Origin of the sequence: Desulforamulus reducens MI-1 (assembly GCF_000016165.1) — a bacterium.
GTDB lineage: Bacteria > Bacillota > Desulfotomaculia > Desulfotomaculales > Desulfotomaculaceae > Desulfotomaculum > Desulfotomaculum reducens.
In genome coordinates, this window is record NC_009253.1 from 2,324,003 (window position 1) to 2,345,053 (window position 21,051).

Below are 21,051 nucleotides of genomic sequence, written 5' to 3' on the forward strand. Positions count from 1 at the left end.
GGGTCATTTTGCTAAAACATGATAAAAGAAAAATTTTATGTTAATCCGTCAGTTGAATTATTCAACTCACCTCGGGCAAATGGTGAAGTCAAAGTGTCGGGAACAATGACACTAATTGATAATAGTTATCATTTAGTGATTAATAAGTGTTCTATTTTTGAACAGTATGAACAATATATAGGTGTCAGGTTTTCGGACAGTTAGTATAACATGGGCGAAATTTTTGAACTAACATTCTGTAAAGTAATATACCTTGACACCTATACTTCTAATTAATAATCATTATCAATTAAAACAACCCACCCTAATTAACTATTTACAATATCCGTATTCTCCAATCCATTCCCTTCTTTACCTAATCTTTCCATTTCACTTCCAACATCGTATATCATTGGACAATTCTCAATAGCACTCTGTAAACTCATTACTCCTAATTCCTTCAGCACCTTAATATTATCAATAATATCCGTTTCATTTAGTGGCCTTGCATACTGGAACACAACATCAATATTATCTGAATTAATCTCTATACCCTGCAACCTCAACAATTTCTCTATTTTTTTAAACCTTTGTTCAAATCCTTCTCTAATATATCGCTCATTTAATCCTGCTTTAATATCTGCTAGGGAAAACAATAATTTTATACTCACTTCTGATAAATTGCTAATATCTGTATTATTCATTGATACAGCAGGAGTATTACTAATATCTAACAATGATTGCTTTAATACCTTCCAAACGCTCTCAAAACTTTCAAAATCCAATTGACCATGAATAAATTTCATGTCTGCTCCATCATCTAAATTAAGACCAACACCAACTAAGTTTGTTGGTATCTCACCTTTGCCATCTTTTATATTTAATCTCTGTCCTATCACTACAGGAATAGGATTTAGAAACTTGTAAATACTGTCAGTATATTTACTAATCAAATCCTCCATATTATCTATGATGTTTATAAAATCCTCTAAATCTGATCTTCCATCTGTATTATCTAACTCATTCAAATTCTTATAAACACAAGGTAGCCCACTAGGATTATTAAAAACTCCTAAGAAATTAAAATCTCCTCCAGCATCAGACCATTTTTGGACTGTACTATCAGTAAAGATATTGTAGTAACTAACATTATAATCAGTTGTATAATGTTCTATAAAACAAATCATTTCTCCCTGCTCATTATAGATAGGATAAGCATCCTCTGGATTAATTAATTTACTCTTAATCTTTCCGTCTTTATCAATAAACAAATATTTATAGACAGCACCATATTTAACTAACTTGTCCATTATATCTAAATCAGTTCTATTGAATTTACCTTGCTTATAAACTTTCTTCATCACTTTAACGTCATTTTCTTCACCTGTAATTGTTACGGGATTTTTTAACAGATAACTTGTACTAAAATTTAAAACTGTCTTAGCATACTGTAAAACTATTCTCCTGGGTTCAAATACTTTTCCGTTCCACATTTCCGCTGGCCTATTATTGATTAAATGACTACCACTCAAATATTCTTTTATGTCAATAATATTATTGATTCTGCTTTGGTGGTAATAACTATTACATTCACTTACAAACCAATCTGGTTTGCCATCATGGACAACATTTATATACTCTTGTAAATTCAAAGTTAACCCCTCCTTATCTAAAATTGACACCTTGACAAATGATTAAGTTGTCAATTATAATATATGTTTCACGTGAAACAATTTAATGTCAAACATACCATTTACCGCTTTTCATCCCTTGTATGGCTAATGCAGAAGCAATAACCATATCATCATGGAAACCTTCACCTCTGATATTTCCTGTCTTACCGTTTTCATAACTTGTAAATATTTTCATTTCTTCTAATGTCTCATTATCATTCAATAGAATTAAGTCCATTTCAAACTGCTCTTTATAATCACTAATTAATTTAGGTTTAGTGACGCTGGTAGTAACCCATCCAATTTTATATCGCTTACGTCCTCTTTCATCAAACTGCTTCATCTTGTACATATTCAAATATCCAAACTCAGTCCTTAACTTTTCAATTACTGATTGTCCAAAGGAATTTTTCTCAACAACTAAGAAACCATAATTAAAATACATTCCAATGTCATAAACTACCTGGGCAAATTTATAGACAGGAATTTTATTATCATAGAATGTTGCTATTTGCTCCCCCTGGCTATCGAATACACTGACAGCAGAATAATCTCCACCACTACCAGAAGAAGTATCAACGCCGATAAAATATCGCTCGTTAGATTTAACATTTCGGTAAATAAAAAAACTCTTGTTCAAATAAGAATCAAGAGTTTGCGATAATTTTTTATTCACTTCATTCACTCGAAGGGGAAGAAGGATATAATTAATTCGCTCCGTAATTTTCTGCGTATCAAAAACTGATCGACTTGTGGCCTTAAAACTTTCCTCTGGCGTACTTGGATATTCTTGCTGAAAATCCTCAGTGTCAATATCCTCTAGTTTCCACCTTCTCCACATTAACAATTTAAAGGAGATTCCTTTTTCTCGAAGGGCAACCTCATCACGCTCTAAATGTTCTGGCTCCATTCTATGACCTTTATTGTTTGCTCTAAACCATTTCTCAGCCAATTCTATCTCATGCTTAAATTGTTTACTTGTAGCAGAAGAAAACCAAGGAAAAAAGAAACTTTTATATTTTGAATTACCTTTATAGGCAGACATAAATAATTTTTGGTAATAATTGTAACCATTAGAAGTTGTCTCAATAACTATCTTACTGTCATTATTCTTGGCTAGTGCTTGCTCCAAACTAACTAATGAATCTCTTTGTTGATCGTCTGGATAAAAGGCAAATTCGCTCAATAGAACATACTGAAGCGTCATACCACGCCCCAAGGATTTATTTCCTGCGGTCTTAACGATAATTCTTGAATTATTTTCTAACAATAATTCCATACGGTTATTACGTTTTTCCGCTGGCTTATATTTATCTGGAATAGAAGCATACATTTGTTTTAATCTCTCAAAAATGGATTGTGTTGATTCTACATTGTATGAAACTATCAGACAGTTAGTATTTGCTCTAGTGCAAGCAAGCCACAAACAATATGCCAAACTATATGTCGTAAATCCTAATTGGCGGCTCTTGCTGATTATATTAAATTTATCCATGTTCTGATAAAAATAATCTTGTTGCTCATTCAAGATAAAAGGAATTTCATCTCCATTATTATCAACTATCTTTACAAAATTCTTAGCCCATAATTTAAAATCAGCATTAATTATCTTTAGTTTATCCTGGGTGCTTCTTTGTGGGGTTCTTGCCATTAACCATCACCTACAATTCTAATCCATCATCATCGGCAATATCTTTTTCTTTCCTTTTTGCTGATTTAATATTGGCTTGAATCTCCTTTTGCAATTTAAGCAAGGTATCTATTGCTTTAGCATCGCCCTGTTTGGCCTTTTCAGCAACAATATTGTAAATTTCTAATAAATCATTAGCAGTTTTTGAGTTTAGATAAATATTAACTAAATACTCATATTCAGTTGTCTTTTCCCAGTCAGAAAAGTATTGGGGATTTTTTACATTTGTATATTTACATATTTCTTCTATAGTAGTTTGATTCATCGGTCTACCACCAAATGGAATATTAAATTTCCACCTAAAGTATTTTCTCTTTTTCTCGCTGATCTTGCTTAATGCAAGTTCTAGATCATTCCTATATCTAGCCAAATTAATAACCTCCTTCAACTATAAAGGGATTAAAAACATGGACTTAATACGGAATTTGAACCCCGTATACCATGCTTTAACCCCTTGGTAGTGTATTTCTATGTAATTGAAATTTTGAACGATTTTAGAGCCAGTTATTTAGATTTAACTACAATGTCTCTAAGGTATCGTTTTTAACAATAATAAAAGGATAGCCATTACTGACTATCCCTAGTTTTTCCTTTATTTGTTTGTTGGCTCTGATTCTACTCAAACCATAAGCATCTAATATTTCTGGTAATGATTTTTTTAACTGTCTTTCTGCTTCGCTCCTTTTAATTCGTAATTCTTGATCTAAAACTATTTCACAAACTATATCCTTTTCTAAACAATAATTTATTTCATCAAAATACCACAAAATAATATGAACAATAATTTCTGTCCTTTTATCGCTCCTATATGTAGTTGTTCTATCAACTATGGTTTCTTGTTGCTTATCATATACTTGCTTATATTGAGGATAGAGCCAATCAGCAGTTTTCTGTCCTTCTTTTCTAAAGAACATTTCCCTACTTAAACCTTTAATCGTATAATTATTTTCCTTCCATGCTTGGCCTTGTTGTTCAATCTCAGGAAACAACATATTATTATAACTTGGAATAGAATAATAATTAACGTGTCTATACTTTTTATTCTTATCATCTGGTGAATTAATACTTATTGCCTGACTACGCTTTAATAAATCCTCTGGCACTTCCGAATTATCTACTTTATTTAATAATTTATGATAAGCAAGTAAAGTTGTTTTCTTAGATATTTCTTTGGAGTTATCTTCTTTCATTCCTAACTGTTTAGCAATAAATTTATTAGAAGCAAAGAATAATACATTGTTGTCATTGTCAATCATTCTTTCAGTTGTTACATTATCCATAGCAATAAGCAATAATTGATTAATGTATTTTAAATTGCTCTTAATATTCTTAAATGTCTGTGGGCAATTCTGTTCTAATTCACCATTATTTAATACCTTCATATTTTCTAATAGTATTTCTTTTTGTTCCTTCTGCCACTCGGTTTCTTGTATCTCTAAATTAAATATTTCTCTAATAAATCTATATGCTTTAGGTCTACTTCTAAATTTCCCTAAAACTTCAATAACTCCTAATATATTATAAGTTACACCACAACCAAAACATTTATAAATCCATGCTCCATCATCTGCTTGGAATATACTTGCTGAATTATTATTATCTTCATGGAAAATACATCTTATTGATTTAGGATATTTAAACTCTAATAATTCACCTAAATTAATTTCTTTCCTAATGTAATCAACAAATTCTTGATTGTTATTAAATATTTTCTTTTCTCCACTGCCATATTTATTTTTTAAATATTCTATATCTCTATTAGAAATGGCTTTAATGGTATAATTATCGTCTTTAATATCTGTGTTGTCTGGCTTAGGGGTTTTTGTCCCCCTAATAATATAGGAATTATTATATATTTCTTTATTATTAGGGGGACATTTCTCTGAGCCATTGTCCTTATTGGCTTTAGAAGGGGTACTCACAATACTAATATCCTTAGATAATTCTATAATATTATTAGAATCTAATATATTACCAGAATCAAATACTATTTCTTTGCCAGCATAATAAAATCTATTTAAGTTTTTACATTGTATATCAATATCACCAATACAATCCATTAAATATAATTGTATTCTTTTTGCTGTATCTTTATCTGTAATTACATTATCTAAAACATATACTAATCTCATTTTATGTTGTTCTTCTTTATGATTAAATGATGTGTAAACAAAATTAGGTATTAAATTAATCTCTTTACAATAATTAATAATATCATTATAACTTCTATGTTGTTCACTGCCTACTAAGAACCTAACTTTATTCTTTTTACCTTCAACCAATTTCACATAATCATTTAATATAATATCGTCAGATAAATTCGCTTCATTATCAATATCAATCATAAACATTTGTTGAGATTTCCATTGTTCTTCTCTACTACCACAATAAGAGGGACGAATAGTTTTACCCTTTAAAATACTATCTTTAATTTCTTCTATAGAATATTCTTTTGCGGTATCTAATGTCATTCTATTTGTAACTGCTCCACCATTTTGTGGCTTAGATTTATAACTTACAGTATCTATAATACATTTAATATTCATATTAAATTTCCTCTCCTTTTCTAAAAATGGACATAAAAAAAGAGAGGGACTTATTGCTGTCTCACGACATGAGCCCTCTGGTTAAATATTAATTATTCAATTCGTTCGCTATAACTAATAAAATCTCTATTAGTTAATGCAATAGAATACATACATTCAGAAATATCATCTTTAACTAACCTATAATCATTTCTAGGTAATCTCTCTATATTACTTGTATATTCCTCTTTTTTATAAAATCTATTTTCGGGCAACAAAAAAGGAAGGTCAAAAACCTCCCTTAATGCTTTCAAGTTAATATCCGTATGTAAATATCCTTGTTTTGGTTTAATTTTTCCAGCAAGATTATATTTGCTAATTAGGTTTAAAAATTCATATTGTTTGTGTCTTTGTAGGCACTTATAATTCTGGAAAATCCATATAATCAACTAAATATTTTTTATTTGCTTCTTTAGGCATTGGATAAGGACTGTAAAATCCTTTGAATGTCGAATCTATACACAATAAAATCATTTTTGCTTCTTCTTGAATAAAGACAACAAAATATACCACTCGTGCCATGTTTCTGAGCCACGTATGACATGATTTTAAGCCAGTTCTGCCATCGAAAGAGCCACCTCTTGTATAATCAACACTGTACATAAAAGTACAATTCTGATTACAGGAGGTTTTTTTATGATCAAGTACCGGGAAATCCTGAGGCTTCATGCCCAGGGTCTTAGTATGAGAGGCATTGCCGCAAGTTGCTCCAACTCAAGGAACACTGTGAGCGAAGTTCTCAAACGAGCTGAAAGTCAGGGTATTTCTTGGCCATTTGAGAAGGATATGTCAGATGGTCAGCTCCAGGATGTTTTGTTTCCTGAAAAGAATGTTTCTCTTACCTTCAGGAGAAGGCCTGACTGCGAGTATATCCACAAGGAAATGGCTAAAAGTGGGGTAACACTTTCGCTTTTGTGGGATGAATATTGCCAGAACTGCAGGCAGAATCATAAGATACCTTATAGTTATCGACAATTTTGCCGGTTTTATCATGATTATGCCAATACTACAAAAGCCACTATGAGAATAAAAAGAAAGCCCGGTGAATTAATGGAAGTAGACTGGGCAGGCCAGACTATGTCCATTAAAGATAACATCACAGGAGAAGATATCACCGCTTACGTATTTGTTGCAGCGTTACCCTGCAGTCAATATGCTTATGTAGAAGCTTTTCTCTCGATGGAAACCGAGAGTTGGATCACGGCTCACATTCATGCCTTCAAGTTCTTCGGTGGTGTGACCAGAATGATTGTACCGGACAACTTAAAAACTGGTGTGGAAAAGTCCTCCCAGACTGATCCCATTATTAACCGCACGTATCAGGAAATGGCTGAACATTACAACACCTCTATTATGCCAGCCAGAGTACGTCACCCTAAAGATAAACCTAGTGCAGAAGGTACTGTAGGTATCATCTCCACTTGGATTATTGCCTCTCTCCGCAATCAGCAGTTTTTCTCAATTAAAGAACTCAATGAAGCCATCCACAAAAAATTAACGGAATACAACACCAAATCTTTTCAAAAAAAGCCAGGAAACAGGCTTTCCGCTTTCACGGAAGAGGAGAAATTTGCGCTAATTCCACTGCCTGCTTCCCCATACGAGCTAGCTACTTGGAAAAAAGCCACCGTACAATATGATTATCATATATCTGTGGATAAAATATATTACTCAGTTCCTTATGAATATATCAAACAACTAGTTGATGTCCGGATTACGAAGAATGTGGTGGAAATTTTCTTCAAACATTTCCGTATTGCCTCCCATAAAAGGCTTTCTGGGAAAGTAGGACAAGCATCCACAATTCCAGAACACATGCCTGATAATCATAAAAAATACATTGAGTTCAACCAAGATTCAATTCTTGAATGGGCAAGTAAAGTTGGATCACACACATTAACCACTGTTAAAAGCATTTTAGCCTCTTACAAGACAGAAAAGCAAGGACTTAAATCTTGCTTAGCACTAATGAAGCTAGCTGATAAACATTCGGTTGAACGCATCGAAGCCGCATGTAAAAGGGCTCTAGACTATACCCCCAGACCCACCCTAAAGAGTATTCAAACCATCCTAAAGACGGGCCAAGATAAATTATCTGAGGTGAATCCAACTGTGGATAACACAACTAAAAAGACAGCCAGCTCTTACGGATTCACTAGGGGAGCCGCTTACTATGGAGGTAAAAACAATGACTAACGAAAATACAATATCAAAATTAAATGATATGCGTTTAACTGCAATGGCCGAAACCTACAGGAAACAGTTGCATGATACCGATTACCGGGAACTATCCTTTGAAGATCGCTTCAGCCTTCTTGTGGATGTGGAATGGTCACGGAGAAAGAATAATAAGCTGAACCTCCTGATTAAAGGATCACAATTCCGGTACAACCAAGCATGTATTGAGGATATAGAATATCATCCAGATAGAAAGCTTGATAAAGCTCAAATTCTCCGGTTGGCTTCAGGTCAGTATATTCAAGATCACCACAATATCATTATTATGGGCGCTTCAGGTAACGGCAAAACCTATCTAGCTTGCGCCTTTGGAGTTGCTGCATGCCGGCAATTCTACAAAGTTAGGTATGTACGGCTACCTGATCTACTTGATGAATTAACAATCGCCAGAGGTGAGGGCATATTCCAAAAGGTTATCAAGCAATACAAGAAAGTTAATCTCCTTATACTAGATGAATGGCTTCTAACACCTTTAAAGGGGAGCGAGGCACGGGACCTTCTGGAAATAGTGGAGTCAAGACATCAGACAGGTTCAACCATTTTTTGTTCCCAGTTTGATCCTAGAGGGTGGCATGAAAAAATAGGTGAGGTAACCTTGGCAGATTCCATTTTAGACCGTATTGTCCATGATTCCTATACTATTCTGATTGATGGGGAGATATCTATGAGAGAACGACATGGTTTAGAAAAATAACCATCTGGGGTCACTACTAAAGGTGGTGGCCCTATTAATGTCATCGGTGGTTCAATTTGATGTCATAAGTGGCTCAAAAATATGGCATAGTTGGCTCTTTCCTATGGCAATATTCACTTCTGATTTTGGAAGTGGAATATTATACAAACTCCATATTGTTAATAATGTTGAGCCACAATACTTAGAGAAATAATTCTCCCTGCTTATTTTGTCTATAATATTGAAGTTGCATGAATCATAATTATAATCATCATCTTGGTTCATCATTACTACATGATTGTCAAATGTTTTCCCAGAACATAGGGAAAGGTCAACGCCTATTACATTACTTCCACTATTAGCATATTCGGTTATACCCATGCTTTTAAAGTCGCTATTGAAATAATTTGGTTTCCAGCCCTTGACAGTTTCCAGCAACTGACAACTAAAAAAACTATCTAAATCATTACTCATAATTAAATCATAGTATTTATTATCATTTACCCAAACAGGAAACATCTCCTTAATATTTGATTTCATTTTATATATGTTGCTGTCTATTGTGATATGTGAGTATAGAATTTAACCATTCAAGGTTAGAACAAATATTCACCTCCACTTCTTTCTACATTCCAAGGTGGTATCGTTAATACCATTTTCGACTACAAACATTATTCAACCCCTTTCTTTTATTTTTATTTATTGTTAATCTGGTTTAATGTTTCGGTCATTTTATCTAAACTTAATTTTACTTTTGCTATTTCTTCTCTAAACAACTTGTCATATTCTATTATTTGTTTTTGAAGTTCAAGTAATTGTTCTAGCATATTAGTCACCCCTTTATCTGATCTAATGTATCCGACATTCTATTTAGTATCTTTTCGCTATTATCAATTCTTTCGCCAACTTTATCTAATAGGTACTTTATGTCGTTTATTTTTTGTTCTATCTCGTTTAACTTTTGTTCAACCTTGTTCAAAATAGTCACCCCTTTCATTAAATAGAGAGGGGACGGTATTAAACCATCCCCTTTGACCTTCCCTGACCAATTAGGCATAAGAAAATAAACTAGGAAATTGCAAAACTAGCGGCGGCCTTAGTGTTTAGGAGTTTAAGGCCAAACTGAGTTTCAAGATATACAGATTGCTTAGAACCGCTTACTGCCTGGGGTACTGCATGGAAAGGAATTAATTCTGCTAATTCCAGATAGTTAGGATTCACAATAAATAATTTATTGTTTAATTTTTCAGATAATACAAAAGTTACGATACCATAAGGGGTAACATATCTTTCAGTGTCAAAACCTAAAAACATATCACGTGCCAAAAATTCAACATTACTAAAACTATTTAGTTGAATTTTCATTTGTGCAGGTAAGAAACAGAGCATTTCATCATTAACGCCAGCGTCATACATTTTACCAACAACTTCCTCAAATTTTGTCTTAGTGAAAGTAGCGTTGGTTACTTTGTTAGCAGGGTTAATTTGTGCCAAAATACCATCTGTGGTATAGGTTTTAGTTGCGGAAACATATCCCTTAGTACCATTGATTAAAATATTTTCCATTCTAATTTTCATGGCCTTAGTTTTCTTTACTGTCTCATGTGCCAATAAGTCAGAAATACCTTTGGCATTTGTGGCCTGGGCAGTATTGGAAACTGTTGCAGTAGCACCAACAAGTTCACAATAGTTACTGCAAGGGGTAAGGGTATCATCTACAGGATTAGGAGCGTCAGCACCTTCACCAAGTGTCACAGCGGCATTTTCATTGATTGCTTCTTCAATCCAATTTAAAGTAGCATTTTCTGCCTTAACTGTTTTAGGCAACAGTAAAGTTGTAAAGGGAGTTAAAATAGGGGTAGTTTGAATTAAAACATCTTTCATATCAATAGATTGACCAGTAACAAACTTATCTTGTGTAAACATAAATATCATCCTCCTAAATTTTTATTTTTTATTACTTGCTAAATAATGCTTTCACCATACCAAGGGTATCGTTATTTTTCTTGGCTTGGGTGTAACTGTCGGCTTTTCCTTTATGTCCGTCAGGGACATAATTATTATTCAGTTTTTTTGCTTCGAGAATCTTATTCAATTTTTTAATATCTTTATTTAGTTGTTCAATATTTTTAGCATTAAAAAAATCTGCGAATTCATGCAGATTATTTTCCTTGAGTATTAAGTTTTTCTCCTTTTGCCAGAGTTCAATTTCCTTTTGCTCTAGGGCTTTTTCTGCATCTGATTTTTCTTTTGGTTTAAATTGTTCTAACTCTGTAATTTGTTGTTGAAGTGGAGCCAGTTCATCGGTAACCCATTTGTTTTTTGCATCTACTAACATTTTGTTAATCTCTTGTTGTTGTTCGGGTGTCCATTCCATAGATTATATACCTCCTAACTTATTTGCTAAATTCTCAATAGCCCTAATGATAGCATTATGTGCTTCCTCACTTTTTGATATTTGTTGCATTAATAATTCTTCTCTGATTTTAGATTCTTTTCGGGTATCATATAAGAGCCATACAAACAAAACTGCAAATATTCCTTGTGAAACTATTAATTGCATTGTATCGGCATTTAGAATGTCTATTATCACCACCTCCAATATTTAGATTTACATTACAATTGGTTATTGTAGTTAGTAATAAAATTTTTGTAGCCAATTATTTTTTGCTCATTCATGTTAATATCTTCTCTTTCATATCTGCTCAATAAGGAGATACTGCATTTTAGATAATTAGCAATTTGCTTTAGACGTATTTTCTTGTTCCTTCTGAGATTAAAATATAATTGCTTTTCGTGTTCACTCATGTTTCTCTACCTTCTCTTACCTTAAAATTTTTAATAGTAATATTGGTTTAATGGCTGATTTAAAAGGGAAACCAATTCAAAAATTTTAATAAAAAAAATATAAAGGAGAGAAGTAGCCCTCCCCCTATGTATAGATTCGCAACATTTGCCTAAAAAGCAAAAGTCACATTAAATATACTCGATGGAATGTACTTAATGTGGCCTTTATATCCATAATAGTATCTCTTGCACACAACTCATAATCCCTTTATTTACAAGGGTTTGTTGGGAGTTTCTAAAGCGGTAGCAAGACGGTATCTTTCTTTATTTTTTTCCATGTTTCTCTTTTCCATTGCAATTGTTTTTCCTTCCAGCAAGTGGGGCAGTATTTTTGATTCTCCTTTAAAATAAAATTAAGAGTAGGAGTACCTACTCTATCAAATAAAAATATATTATTGTTTTATATCCATAATAGTATCTCTTGCACACAACTCATCATCCCTTTATTTACAAGGGTTTGTTGGGAGTTTCTAAGTGTCCACAGTACGATATTCTCTTTGCTTTTCTGTCTTGTATTTTCTTCTATATTCCTTCCAGCAAGTGGGGCAGTATTTTTGACGGTTGTTGGTAATTGTAATTAATTTTCCACATTCTTCACAGTTACCAATATCTTCACCTTTCCATTTTAAATACTCTAATACAAAATTATCAAAGTTATTAATTATACGGTCACTGGGAGAGAGCGTTCAAGATATGAATGGGAGAAAATTATGGTTAAGTTGAAGTCAATTTGACTTTATCTATTTACCAAAATATTTCCATTTGTTGCTTTTAAGAGTTGCACAGTTAAGGGATATAAGTTATAATAAAATAGACATCTTAATTTTTCCAATTTTGCAGAGTTTAGAAACCTTGTACCATTGATTTTATAAGGAATATATATTTTTTCATTATATTATTCCTTGGGAGCAGGGGGTCGCACGTTCGAATCGTGTCACCCCGACCATTCAAAAACCCACTAAGCCTTAAGTTGCATGGCTTAGTGGGTTTTTCTTTATTAAGGAGCTTGATAGCCTTTTCACGTATTTGTGGTTTCCCATTAATCAAAAGATAAATATAAAAGTTATGAGAAAGTTATATTAAACAGATTTGTATCAATCCCATTCACCAAAATATTAGGTTATTATGGAACTTAATATTTCCTTTGCCATATTTACTTCATTTTTTTTGATCATTAGTCTTGCTGGCTCAAATAAAGAAACATAAAGTAAATTTTCACCAAATTTGGTGGTACACCTCAGGGTTGGGACATTTACCCTTACGCAAATGGTGCTGGTAAAGCATTGCATGTTATTGATGCACCTCAAATTGAAGATATCATAGAACATCTCAATCAATTTAGTGACATCTATGATAGGGGTAATATAATTGAAATAGTGGAAAAAAGATAAATCCAAAAATACCATTGAGAAGGGAATTTCCTTTTACTTGCCCTGTTATCAAAGTGCTTTAGCTGTTATAGGCTTGCCGGCAATTTAGCCGGTGAGCCTTATTAATTAGTCTAGTTCTGAATTACTTATAGCAATGGAATTAAGATTAATGGGTTTATGAAGAAAATTAGTCTTTGTCATCACTTATTTCCTGGACATATTACAAATCATCCTGCTTCTTGTCTACAAAAAGGTTCCCTGACGTATCCAAACTGGCGTAGGTGACTTCATTTACGTTGTGAATGCCCTGTTTTTTTAATTGGTCCATTAACCACTGCTCTGATAAATTATTCTGAGTCAGATTTTGTTTAATCAATTTTCCATCAACAATTAATTCTGACGGGATGCCAATATAGTTTGTTGAAATTTTTAAATCACTGGCGGTCAGGGGCTGTTTGTTGCTCTTTAACAGAACACTTAATCTGCCATTTGGTTCTAATACAGCAAATTCAACATCTGCGATATTAAATATATTTTTCTCCCGGAGCTGCATTGTTAGGTTATCCATGCTGTATCGTTCTTTGCTCATATTCTTTTCTAAAACCTTGCCGTTGTGGATCATAACTGTTGGTTCACCTTCTAACATCTTTCTGGCAGGTCTGTATTTTAATGAAATTAAATTTGTGAGGTAGGTTAAGCTACCAAAGATAATAATTCCAATAATGTAATAGTTCACGTTTTCTTTATGGTCTGTGGCCATAGACGCCGCTATAGATCCAATGGCAATGGCATTTGCAAAATCACTAACTGTCAATTGCCCTAACTGTTCTTTACCTACTATTCTAGTGATGACTAATAATGCAAAAAAGGCACCAATTGACCGAAGTGCAATTTCCCAAATAGGACTCATCTGTACCCCTCCAAAGAGTATTCTAAGGTTATTCTTTGTCCTTGGCTAAAGATTATTCTTTAGTTGCCCCATTTAGGAAGAATTGTACCCCGCTTAGATATGTAGACAAAAAAAATAAACCACGGTGTGGTTTATAAAAATCAAATAATATTAATAGGTTAACAAAACCTTGTAACTAAACATTTTTATCCAATCACGTCATAACCAGCTTCTTCAATGGCTTTAACAATTTCTTCTTTGGGGACTGATCCTGTAACAACAACTTCCTTTTGCTCCAGATTTACAGTGGCATTTTCCACTCCATTTATGGCCTTAGCAGCCTTTTCAACAGCCATTTTACAATGGTTACAACTCATTCCGTCTACTTTAAGTACTATTTCGCTCAATATCGTTCACCTCCTTTCATATTGATGGATTATATCTTTTTAATAACAGAGAGTTTGTTACAACAGATACTGAACTAAAGGCCATGGCTGCGCCACCCATCACCGGGGTAAGCAAGCCGAATACTGCTAAGGGTATACCAATTACATTATAGATAAAAGCCCAAAAAAGATTTTGTCGAATTTTACGCAATGTCTGTCGCGATAGCCTTATGCCCGCAGCAATGGCTCGTAAATCCCCCCGCATCAAGGTGATGGCTGCACTTTCTATTGCCACATCGGTTCCGGTGCCAATGGCCATTCCCACATCTGCAGTGGCCAATGCCGGTGCATCATTAATTCCGTCTCCCACCATCGCCACAACCTTGCCTATACCTTTTAGGTTTTCCACTTCCTTGGCTTTATGTGCAGGTAATACTTCCGCAATTACATGATCAATGCCAACCTGTTTAGCTATGGCCAAGGCAGTACGTCTTTGGTCGCCAGTTAGCATATAAACCTCCAGCCCCATTTCCTTCAGTTCGGCTATGGCTTCCCTGGCATTTTCTTTGACCGCATCCGCCACCGCAACCAATCCTGCTAAATCATCCCCTGCCACGGCAATCATGACAGTCTTGCCATCTTCCTCCCATTTATCCTTTTCTGCTCTGACAGGAGACAGATCAATGTGAAGTGAATGGGCCAATGCTTCATTTCCTATATACCAGAGGTTATTATCTAGTTTAAAACGAATTCCTTTACCCGGCAGTGCTTCGAATTCGGCTGTTTCCATTAAAGGCAACTTACGTTCATCAGCTTCCTGAATAATAGCCTGGCCAAGGGGATGTTCGGATTTTTTCTCTCCAGAAGCAACTGCTTGTAATACTTCATTTTCCTGAAAGGGTGCTAAAACGAATAAATTTGTTAGAGAAGGTTCTCCCTTAGTTATGGTCCCTGTTTTATCCAATACAATGGTATCAAGTCGACCCGCCCTTTCTAGATACTCACCACCCTTAATAAGAATTCCCTTTTCAGCACCCACACCAGTTCCCACCATAATAGCCGTAGGAGTTGCCAGACCTAGAGCACAGGGACAGGCTATGACCAGCACAGTGGTCATATGAATCAATGCTTCGGTGATTGTTGCTCCTGTGGAATACCAGCCCAGAAAGGTCAGTGCAGCAATGACTATAACCACAGGTACAAAGATACCAGAAACCCGATCTGCCAACCGCTGAATTGGGGCTTTAGAACCCTGGGCTACTTCCACCATGCGAATAATCTGAGCCAACGCAGTGTCTTTGCCAACCTTGGTGGCTCGGAATGTAAAACTGCCTTGTTTGTTGACCGATGCTCCCACCACTTCATCGCCGGGGCCTTTTTCTACTGGTATGCTTTCACCCGTTAACATGGATTCGTCCACATTGGATAATCCATTGAGAACCACCCCATCCACGGGAATTCTTTCACCCGGACGGACCAGAATGGTATCTCCCACTTCCACCTCGTCAATAGGGGTGTCAACTTCCTCTCCATCCCGCACCACCCGAGCTGTCTTTGGCTGTAGGCCCATTAATTTTTTAATGGCTTCGGAAGTCTTGCCCTTGGCTATGGCTTCCAATATCTTTCCTAATAGGATTAGGGTGATCACAATGGCTGCAGATTCAAAGTATAGCGTTTTCCATCCTTGCAAAACAGCAATAAGGCTATAAAAATAAGCAACTGACGTGCCCAGCACTACCAGTACATCCATGTTGGCACCACCGGATTTTAAGGCGTAATAAGCACCCCGATAAAATGTCCAACCAGCATAAAACTGAACCGGAGTCGCTAGTGCTAATTGAATCCACGGATCAATCATAAACTGGTGCCAACCTAACACTTCGGTAACCATCATCCAGGCCAGAGGAAGGGATAACACTGTTGCAAGGACAAACTTAAGAATCTGATAACGAATCTCTTTTTGACGTGCCTTTCCCTCTTGATCCTGGGATAGGTCATTGGCCCGCTGGGCTTTATAGCCGAGTTTTTCCACTGTTTTGCGTATTTCTGTAGCATGAATGAGCCCAGAAATGTATTTCACGGTTGCTTTATTTGTAGCAAGATTTACCGCTGCTTCCTGAACACCGGGTAAAGCATTCAGCCTTTTCTCAACCCTGGCTGAACAAGCGGCGCAGGTCATACCAGAAATAACCAACTCAAGGGTTTCAACTGGTACGTCATAACCAAGGGTTTGTATCTTGGTGATTATATCTTCTACCTTCGTTTGGTTAGAGTCAAAGGAGATGGTGGCTTTCTCTATTGCCAGATTAACATTGGCTCCTGCAACGCCCTGCAGTTTTTTCAACCCCCGTTCTACCCGGGCAGAACAGGCCGCACAGGTCATACCCGTAACTGGTATGGTACATGTTGCTAGATTATTTTTCTCTGTGACCTGTGTTTGATTTTCCATTACCTTCGTCCTTTGGTTTTCCACTTTCATCACCACCTATTAACTTATCTCATCATTTTAAAAATAGTTTTCAGTACTTCATCAATGACCTGTTCGTCACCCTCCTGTAGTTGTTCTAAAATACAGGATTTCATGTGTTTCTCCAGCAACAATTTAGCTACCCCGTGTAAAGCAGCATTAGCCGAAGAAATCTGATTTAATATTTCATCACAGTAAACATGTCTCTCAATCATTCCCTTAATACCACGTAACTGTCCCTCTATGCGATTAATCCGATTTACAAGTTCCTTAATGGTTCTCTCGTCGTGATGGCTTAGTCGATTATTGGTTGCATTTCCCTGACAACCTACACAAGGTGTTTTTTCTATTTGATCCATATCCTTATCACCGCCCTTGATAGTATAGTATACCCCCCTACCCTATTTAGTCAAGAATATCTGCAACATTATACATGGTATTATTGTTCCAAGAATATAGGTGATTCTTGTAATTATGCAAAGCCAGTTTTACCATATTATTTATCCATTAATAAAAGGGGGATGTATTTAATATTTTCTCTTAATTTCTAATAATAAGTATCTTAAGGTGAATAAAATAGCTAGTAACCGTTTTTAGCAGTTACTAGCCATAAAATTATAATACTTTGTGTTTTTTTACAACCAACTGGAACTTATTTTCCTTTTTTGTATGATATGGAACAAAGCATCAAAGTAGTTACTCTATGTCTAGCGATTATTTATCACCATACTTTAATATCAACTGGTTTAACTCCTCTAGGAATGACTCTAATTTATCCAAGCTAGATTCAGATAATCTGGAGAGTACTTGTTCAGTTACTTGCTTGGCATTTCTCCCATCTTTCATGATCATGGTTGTAAAGGGTTGCTGTTGATTTGTTAATTCCTTTGGAGTTGACTGGGAAGCAGCTAAAGACAGCATAGACGCTTCATATTCGCTCATTGCATTTTGAATGGAAGCTAGGGATTCTCCTGTTTGCTTTAGCCAAAGACTAAAATTTTGCATTCTTTCTAAAATATCTGGATGATTTTGACTTAATAGCGTTAAGCTAAATAGGGCAAACCTGGGGTCGTTGAACATGGAAAAACCTCCTTTATAACTTTACTTCCTTAGGTTGAATTAAGGTATCACAGACTACATTTTTGTTTCCTTTGTCATATAACATATTATGGTTTTAATTCCACAGAGTGACAGAATGTTTAATGAATAATTACTTAAAACCAAAAGCCGTTTATTTTTCGCTATCTTCTATACATCTTAGTCCTATACACATGCTAGGGATTTAATCATATGGATATACAAATAAAAAGAAGGACTATCTACAATAGCCCTTCCTCTTCCTGAGATGATTTATATTGCTAATAATAACATTTCACAGGGTCTATCGCCCCAAATTCCTTTGTTCTACCTATCCAAGAGGTGGATGTCAGTCATGCTCCTAAACTGGGTCTTTGCCCTTATGGATAAAAATCAACCTGACTAATCCTGGCTCACTTTATCAATGTTCTGGTTTTCAGAGGTATCCAGAATCAAGAAATAATTTTGCTGATTAGCCCATTTTCACTTATAATATCGCTTATCTTATAATAGGGTATTATAAATTCTGGAATCCCTGCGACCCTTGGGGTATACTCATATTGCTGAAAATAAATAACTAATGCATCATCAGTTAGATAATAGTCTTCTGTATCACTAATTCCCTTAAACTCCGTGATTAAGACTAACTCCTTTTCTTTAATTTGCTCTCTTATAATTCGGTTAAGTCTTACTTTGTGATGTTTCCCTCTTTGAAACAGTTCATAAAGCTGATAACTTTTCCCCATGCTTAAATCAACATTAATAGACTTTTGAATATTTAACCCGTTGGCAGCACCTTTAGGAAACGTGTAAAATTGTAAAATAATACTAAGAACACCCTTTTGATTAAACTTCACCTCATAGCGACCAAATATTTCTGCGTAAACATCACAACCCTCTGATGGTATTAATTTATTGACCTGTTGAGTAATATATTGATTAATTCTTTTTTCAACTTCTTTATCGGTTAGTTCGACCTGAGGATAAATGATATCGGTACATTCATTTTGAATTGCTTCCTCATAGATATTAGCCACAGAATTTGGATTACGTTTCATCTTTTCCCACTCCCCTTCATCTTGGTATTAGCTTTCCGCTTGTCTTACCATGTTAAGAAAAGATTTTATCTACGATTTAGTTCTAAAATATTCAGATGCGCACAGCAGGGTTCCGGGGAGCATTAACATTTTTAAAGTTGTTTATTAAAGCAGAAGAACCCGTCTTGAATTACGGGTCCTTCCGATAGAAATCACTCTTTGGTTATAGACAAATATAGAACACCAGAGCTAAGCACCGGTGTTATTTAATAAATTGCAAATCTTTAAGGCTTTTGTATTTTCTTTTATCCTTTTTCGTTTCATTCTTTTGTTCTTCGTAAATATGCAGAAAGGCGTTAACTTCATCTGTGGATATTTTTTTATTTAACTGAAGATAATTTAAGAAACACATGAGCATGTCCTCATTTTCACATAGCAATTCATGTAATTTGAAAATTTTAATGCCCCCCATTCAAGGTCACCTTTCCCCTAATGTCATTTCTAAGACAAATTCTACGTTTTACAATCTTTTTCCTGCTATATGTGAAAAAAAGTTTTTTTAAAAAAATAGTTTTACTTTTCGAAAAATATTAAATATTTTACTCAGTTTTTTCATTCTTTAGTAATTCACTGATCTTGCTTTGTCTGATTACTTCTATGACTTCATCCTCTGTTAAACGTCCTGTTTCAATTAAATAGTCCATAAAAGCGAGAAATTTTTCTTTATCTTTGCTAATTTGTTCTAAAAGTGCTTTAACCATAAGCACCCCCCACTTACTTTTATAATATGATGCTTGCTTCTACTTAATTTTTTATAATTCTTGCCACTGCTAATCATTAATTTTTTCCAAGGAGGCTAAAGCCCCCTTGGAAAGCTGAAGATGGCACCACTACTTAAATAATAACTCATTTTTAATATCTACCAATTTCCCTTACCCAACCGAAGGGATCTTCCTCTCTGCCGTATTGAATATTAACCAATTTATCATAAAGTGTTTGTGTAACGGAACCAACTTCGTTATGGTTAATAACAAAATCCTTTTCTTTATAATAGAGAGAGCCCACAGGAGAAATTACAGCGGCCGTCCCAGAACCAAAGGCTTCGGTAACTTCTCCCGAACTAATTCCATCTATAACATCGTCAATACTTATTATTCTTTCTTCGGTCTCTAATCCTAAGTATCGAGCAAGTTCTAATACAGACGCCCGGGTAATACCTGGTAAGATCGAACCTGTGAGTTTAGGAGTTACCAATTTTTTACCATAAACAAAGAACATATTCATAGCGCCAACTTCTTCTATATATTTCCTCTCACGGCCATCCAACCACAGAACTTGAGAAAAACCTTTCTGTTGGGCTCGGTATCCTGCCATTAAACTGGCCGCATAATTTCCGCCGGTTTTAATATCTCCGACACCGCCCACATTTGCTCTTACATAGGTATCCTCAACATAAAGACTGATGGGTTTAAAACCACCCTTATAATAAGCTCCCACAGGACTTAAAATAACGTAAAAAATATACTCTGCAGACGGATGAACCCCCAAAAATGCTTCTGTTGCAATCATAGTGGGTCTAATATAAATAGAAGTCCCCGGTTGCTTGGGTAGCCATCTTTTTTCTGCCAACACCAATTCTTCAATGGCCTGTATGATATCTTCCTCTGGTATAGTAGGCATGACCAAGCGCTCTGCAGACCGATTCATCCTTCGTGCATTTTGATCAGGTCTAAAAAGAAGAATTCTACCATCCGGTGCTGCATAGGCTTTCAATCCCTCAAAAATTTCCTGGGAATAGTGAAACACGCAAGAAGATGGATCAAGAGTAAAGGATCTATATTTTTCAATACGCGCCTCATTCCATGCATTATTGACGAACCGCATACTAAACATCCGATCGGTAAATATGCGACCAAAACCAAGCTGGGAATCATCTTGATACAGGGGTTTTAATTGGCTTCCTTCTAACTGTTCTACTGTAATTTTCATTTTGTTCACACTCCCGTTTTATACCATAGCCGAGTTAATTGTCATTAAGAATTCTCCCTGCATGTTTAATTATCCTTTTAGCATGGACTAAAATATATTTTTCACATCCGAAAGGAAATATCCAAAAGGCGGCAAAGATTAAATAAATTCC

Annotated in this window: 23 protein-coding genes; 2 read left to right on the forward strand and 21 right to left on the reverse strand. The window is 35.0% G+C overall.

Annotation, left to right across the window (positions count from 1 at the left end; all coding sequences use genetic code 11):
- Window positions 1–308: 308 nt before the first annotated feature.
- The 6 genes from DRED_RS11325 to DRED_RS18785 form a co-directional block, all read right to left on the reverse strand.
- Window positions 309–1,631 (reverse strand): phage portal protein, encoded by a 1,323-nt coding sequence (locus DRED_RS11325; RefSeq protein WP_011878449.1) that lies wholly within the window; start codon window positions 1,629–1,631, stop codon window positions 309–311.
- Between the two features lie 88 nt (window positions 1,632–1,719).
- The gene (locus DRED_RS11330; protein ID WP_011878450.1) at window positions 1,720–3,303 is read right to left on the reverse strand and encodes a terminase large subunit domain-containing protein; all 1,584 of its coding nucleotides are present in this window, start codon (window positions 3,301–3,303) and stop codon (window positions 1,720–1,722) included.
- Window positions 3,304–3,313: 10 nt separating this feature from the next.
- Window positions 3,314–3,712 carry a hypothetical protein gene (locus tag DRED_RS11335; RefSeq protein ID WP_011878451.1) on the reverse strand — a complete coding sequence of 133 codons (399 nt, stop codon included), beginning with the start codon at window positions 3,710–3,712 and terminating at the stop codon, window positions 3,314–3,316.
- 148 nt (window positions 3,713–3,860) lie between these two features.
- Entirely contained in the window at window positions 3,861–5,888 is a 2,028-nt protein-coding gene (locus DRED_RS11340) for a DNA primase (protein ID WP_011878452.1), read from the reverse strand.
- A gap of 92 nt (window positions 5,889–5,980) precedes the next feature.
- Entirely contained in the window at window positions 5,981–6,181 is a 201-nt protein-coding gene (locus tag DRED_RS19085; RefSeq protein ID WP_198006893.1) for a hypothetical protein, read from the reverse strand.
- Window positions 6,182–6,287: 106 nt separating this feature from the next.
- Window positions 6,288–6,530, reverse strand: a complete 243-nt coding sequence (locus DRED_RS18785; RefSeq protein ID WP_198006894.1) for a hypothetical protein — start codon at window positions 6,528–6,530, stop codon at window positions 6,288–6,290.
- A gap of 33 nt (window positions 6,531–6,563) precedes the next feature.
- On the opposite strand from DRED_RS18785, the gene istA reads away from it, so the two are divergent.
- Window positions 6,564–8,123 carry an IS21 family transposase gene (istA, locus tag DRED_RS11350; protein ID WP_011876690.1) on the forward strand — a complete coding sequence of 520 codons (1,560 nt, stop codon included), beginning with the start codon at window positions 6,564–6,566 and terminating at the stop codon, window positions 8,121–8,123.
- Window positions 8,116–8,859 (forward strand): IS21-like element helper ATPase IstB, encoded by a 744-nt coding sequence (gene istB / locus DRED_RS11355; RefSeq protein WP_041274374.1) that lies wholly within the window; start codon window positions 8,116–8,118, stop codon window positions 8,857–8,859. Before istA ends, istB begins: the two co-directional genes overlap by 8 nt.
- Window positions 8,860–8,910: 51 nt before the next feature.
- Here the strand turns inward: istB and DRED_RS11360 are convergent, their stop codons facing one another.
- The 15 genes from DRED_RS11360 to DRED_RS11425 all read right to left on the reverse strand — a co-directional run bounded on the left by DRED_RS11360 (window position 8,911) and on the right by DRED_RS11425 (window position 20,900).
- Complete coding sequence (locus tag DRED_RS11360) at window positions 8,911–9,378, reverse strand: hypothetical protein (RefSeq protein ID WP_011878453.1); 468 nt, start codon at window positions 9,376–9,378, stop codon at window positions 8,911–8,913.
- A gap of 155 nt (window positions 9,379–9,533) precedes the next feature.
- Window positions 9,534–9,665 carry a hypothetical protein gene (locus DRED_RS19595; protein WP_274376891.1) on the reverse strand — a complete coding sequence of 44 codons (132 nt, stop codon included), beginning with the start codon at window positions 9,663–9,665 and terminating at the stop codon, window positions 9,534–9,536.
- A 5-nt stretch (window positions 9,666–9,670) separates the two neighbouring features.
- Window positions 9,671–9,826 (reverse strand): hypothetical protein, encoded by a 156-nt coding sequence (locus DRED_RS18790; RefSeq protein WP_156779650.1) that lies wholly within the window; start codon window positions 9,824–9,826, stop codon window positions 9,671–9,673.
- Window positions 9,827–9,906: 80 nt separating this feature from the next.
- Window positions 9,907–10,764 carry a DUF5309 domain-containing protein gene (locus DRED_RS11365; protein ID WP_011878454.1) on the reverse strand — a complete coding sequence of 286 codons (858 nt, stop codon included), beginning with the start codon at window positions 10,762–10,764 and terminating at the stop codon, window positions 9,907–9,909.
- Between the two features lie 31 nt (window positions 10,765–10,795).
- Window positions 10,796–11,215 carry a hypothetical protein gene (locus DRED_RS11370; RefSeq protein ID WP_011878455.1) on the reverse strand — a complete coding sequence of 140 codons (420 nt, stop codon included), beginning with the start codon at window positions 11,213–11,215 and terminating at the stop codon, window positions 10,796–10,798.
- 3 nt (window positions 11,216–11,218) lie between these two features.
- Window positions 11,219–11,401: a BhlA/UviB family holin-like peptide gene (locus DRED_RS11375; protein ID WP_083755215.1), complete on the reverse strand. Its 183-nt coding sequence runs from the start codon at window positions 11,399–11,401 to the stop codon at window positions 11,219–11,221.
- Window positions 11,402–13,275: 1,874 nt separating this feature from the next.
- Window positions 13,276–13,965, reverse strand: coding sequence for a YetF domain-containing protein (locus DRED_RS11390; protein WP_011878457.1), 690 nt, complete (start codon window positions 13,963–13,965; stop codon window positions 13,276–13,278).
- Window positions 13,966–14,150: 185 nt separating this feature from the next.
- Window positions 14,151–14,351 carry a CopZ family metallochaperone gene (locus DRED_RS11395; RefSeq protein WP_011878458.1) on the reverse strand — a complete coding sequence of 67 codons (201 nt, stop codon included), beginning with the start codon at window positions 14,349–14,351 and terminating at the stop codon, window positions 14,151–14,153.
- A gap of 16 nt (window positions 14,352–14,367) precedes the next feature.
- On the reverse strand, window positions 14,368–16,779 hold the full coding sequence (locus DRED_RS11400; RefSeq protein ID WP_011878459.1) for a heavy metal translocating P-type ATPase: 2,412 nt from the start codon (window positions 16,777–16,779) through the stop codon (window positions 14,368–14,370).
- A gap of 44 nt (window positions 16,780–16,823) precedes the next feature.
- On the reverse strand, window positions 16,824–17,156 hold the full coding sequence (locus tag DRED_RS11405) for a metal-sensitive transcriptional regulator (protein ID WP_011878460.1): 333 nt from the start codon (window positions 17,154–17,156) through the stop codon (window positions 16,824–16,826).
- Window positions 17,157–17,511: 355 nt separating this feature from the next.
- Entirely contained in the window at window positions 17,512–17,877 is a 366-nt protein-coding gene (locus DRED_RS11410) for a hypothetical protein (RefSeq protein WP_011878461.1), read from the reverse strand.
- Window positions 17,878–18,326: 449 nt separating this feature from the next.
- A complete protein-coding gene (locus DRED_RS11415; RefSeq protein WP_011878462.1) occupies window positions 18,327–18,932 on the reverse strand; it encodes a DUF3298 and DUF4163 domain-containing protein in 606 nt (201 codons plus the stop codon).
- A 241-nt stretch (window positions 18,933–19,173) separates the two neighbouring features.
- A complete protein-coding gene (locus DRED_RS11420) occupies window positions 19,174–19,323 on the reverse strand; it encodes a hypothetical protein (RefSeq protein WP_238442510.1) in 150 nt (49 codons plus the stop codon).
- A 187-nt stretch (window positions 19,324–19,510) separates the two neighbouring features.
- On the reverse strand, window positions 19,511–19,672 hold the full coding sequence (locus DRED_RS19090) for a hypothetical protein (protein WP_198006895.1): 162 nt from the start codon (window positions 19,670–19,672) through the stop codon (window positions 19,511–19,513).
- A 151-nt stretch (window positions 19,673–19,823) separates the two neighbouring features.
- The gene (locus DRED_RS11425; protein WP_011878463.1) at window positions 19,824–20,900 is read right to left on the reverse strand and encodes a branched-chain amino acid aminotransferase; all 1,077 of its coding nucleotides are present in this window, start codon (window positions 20,898–20,900) and stop codon (window positions 19,824–19,826) included.
- Window positions 20,901–21,051 lie beyond the last annotated feature (151 nt).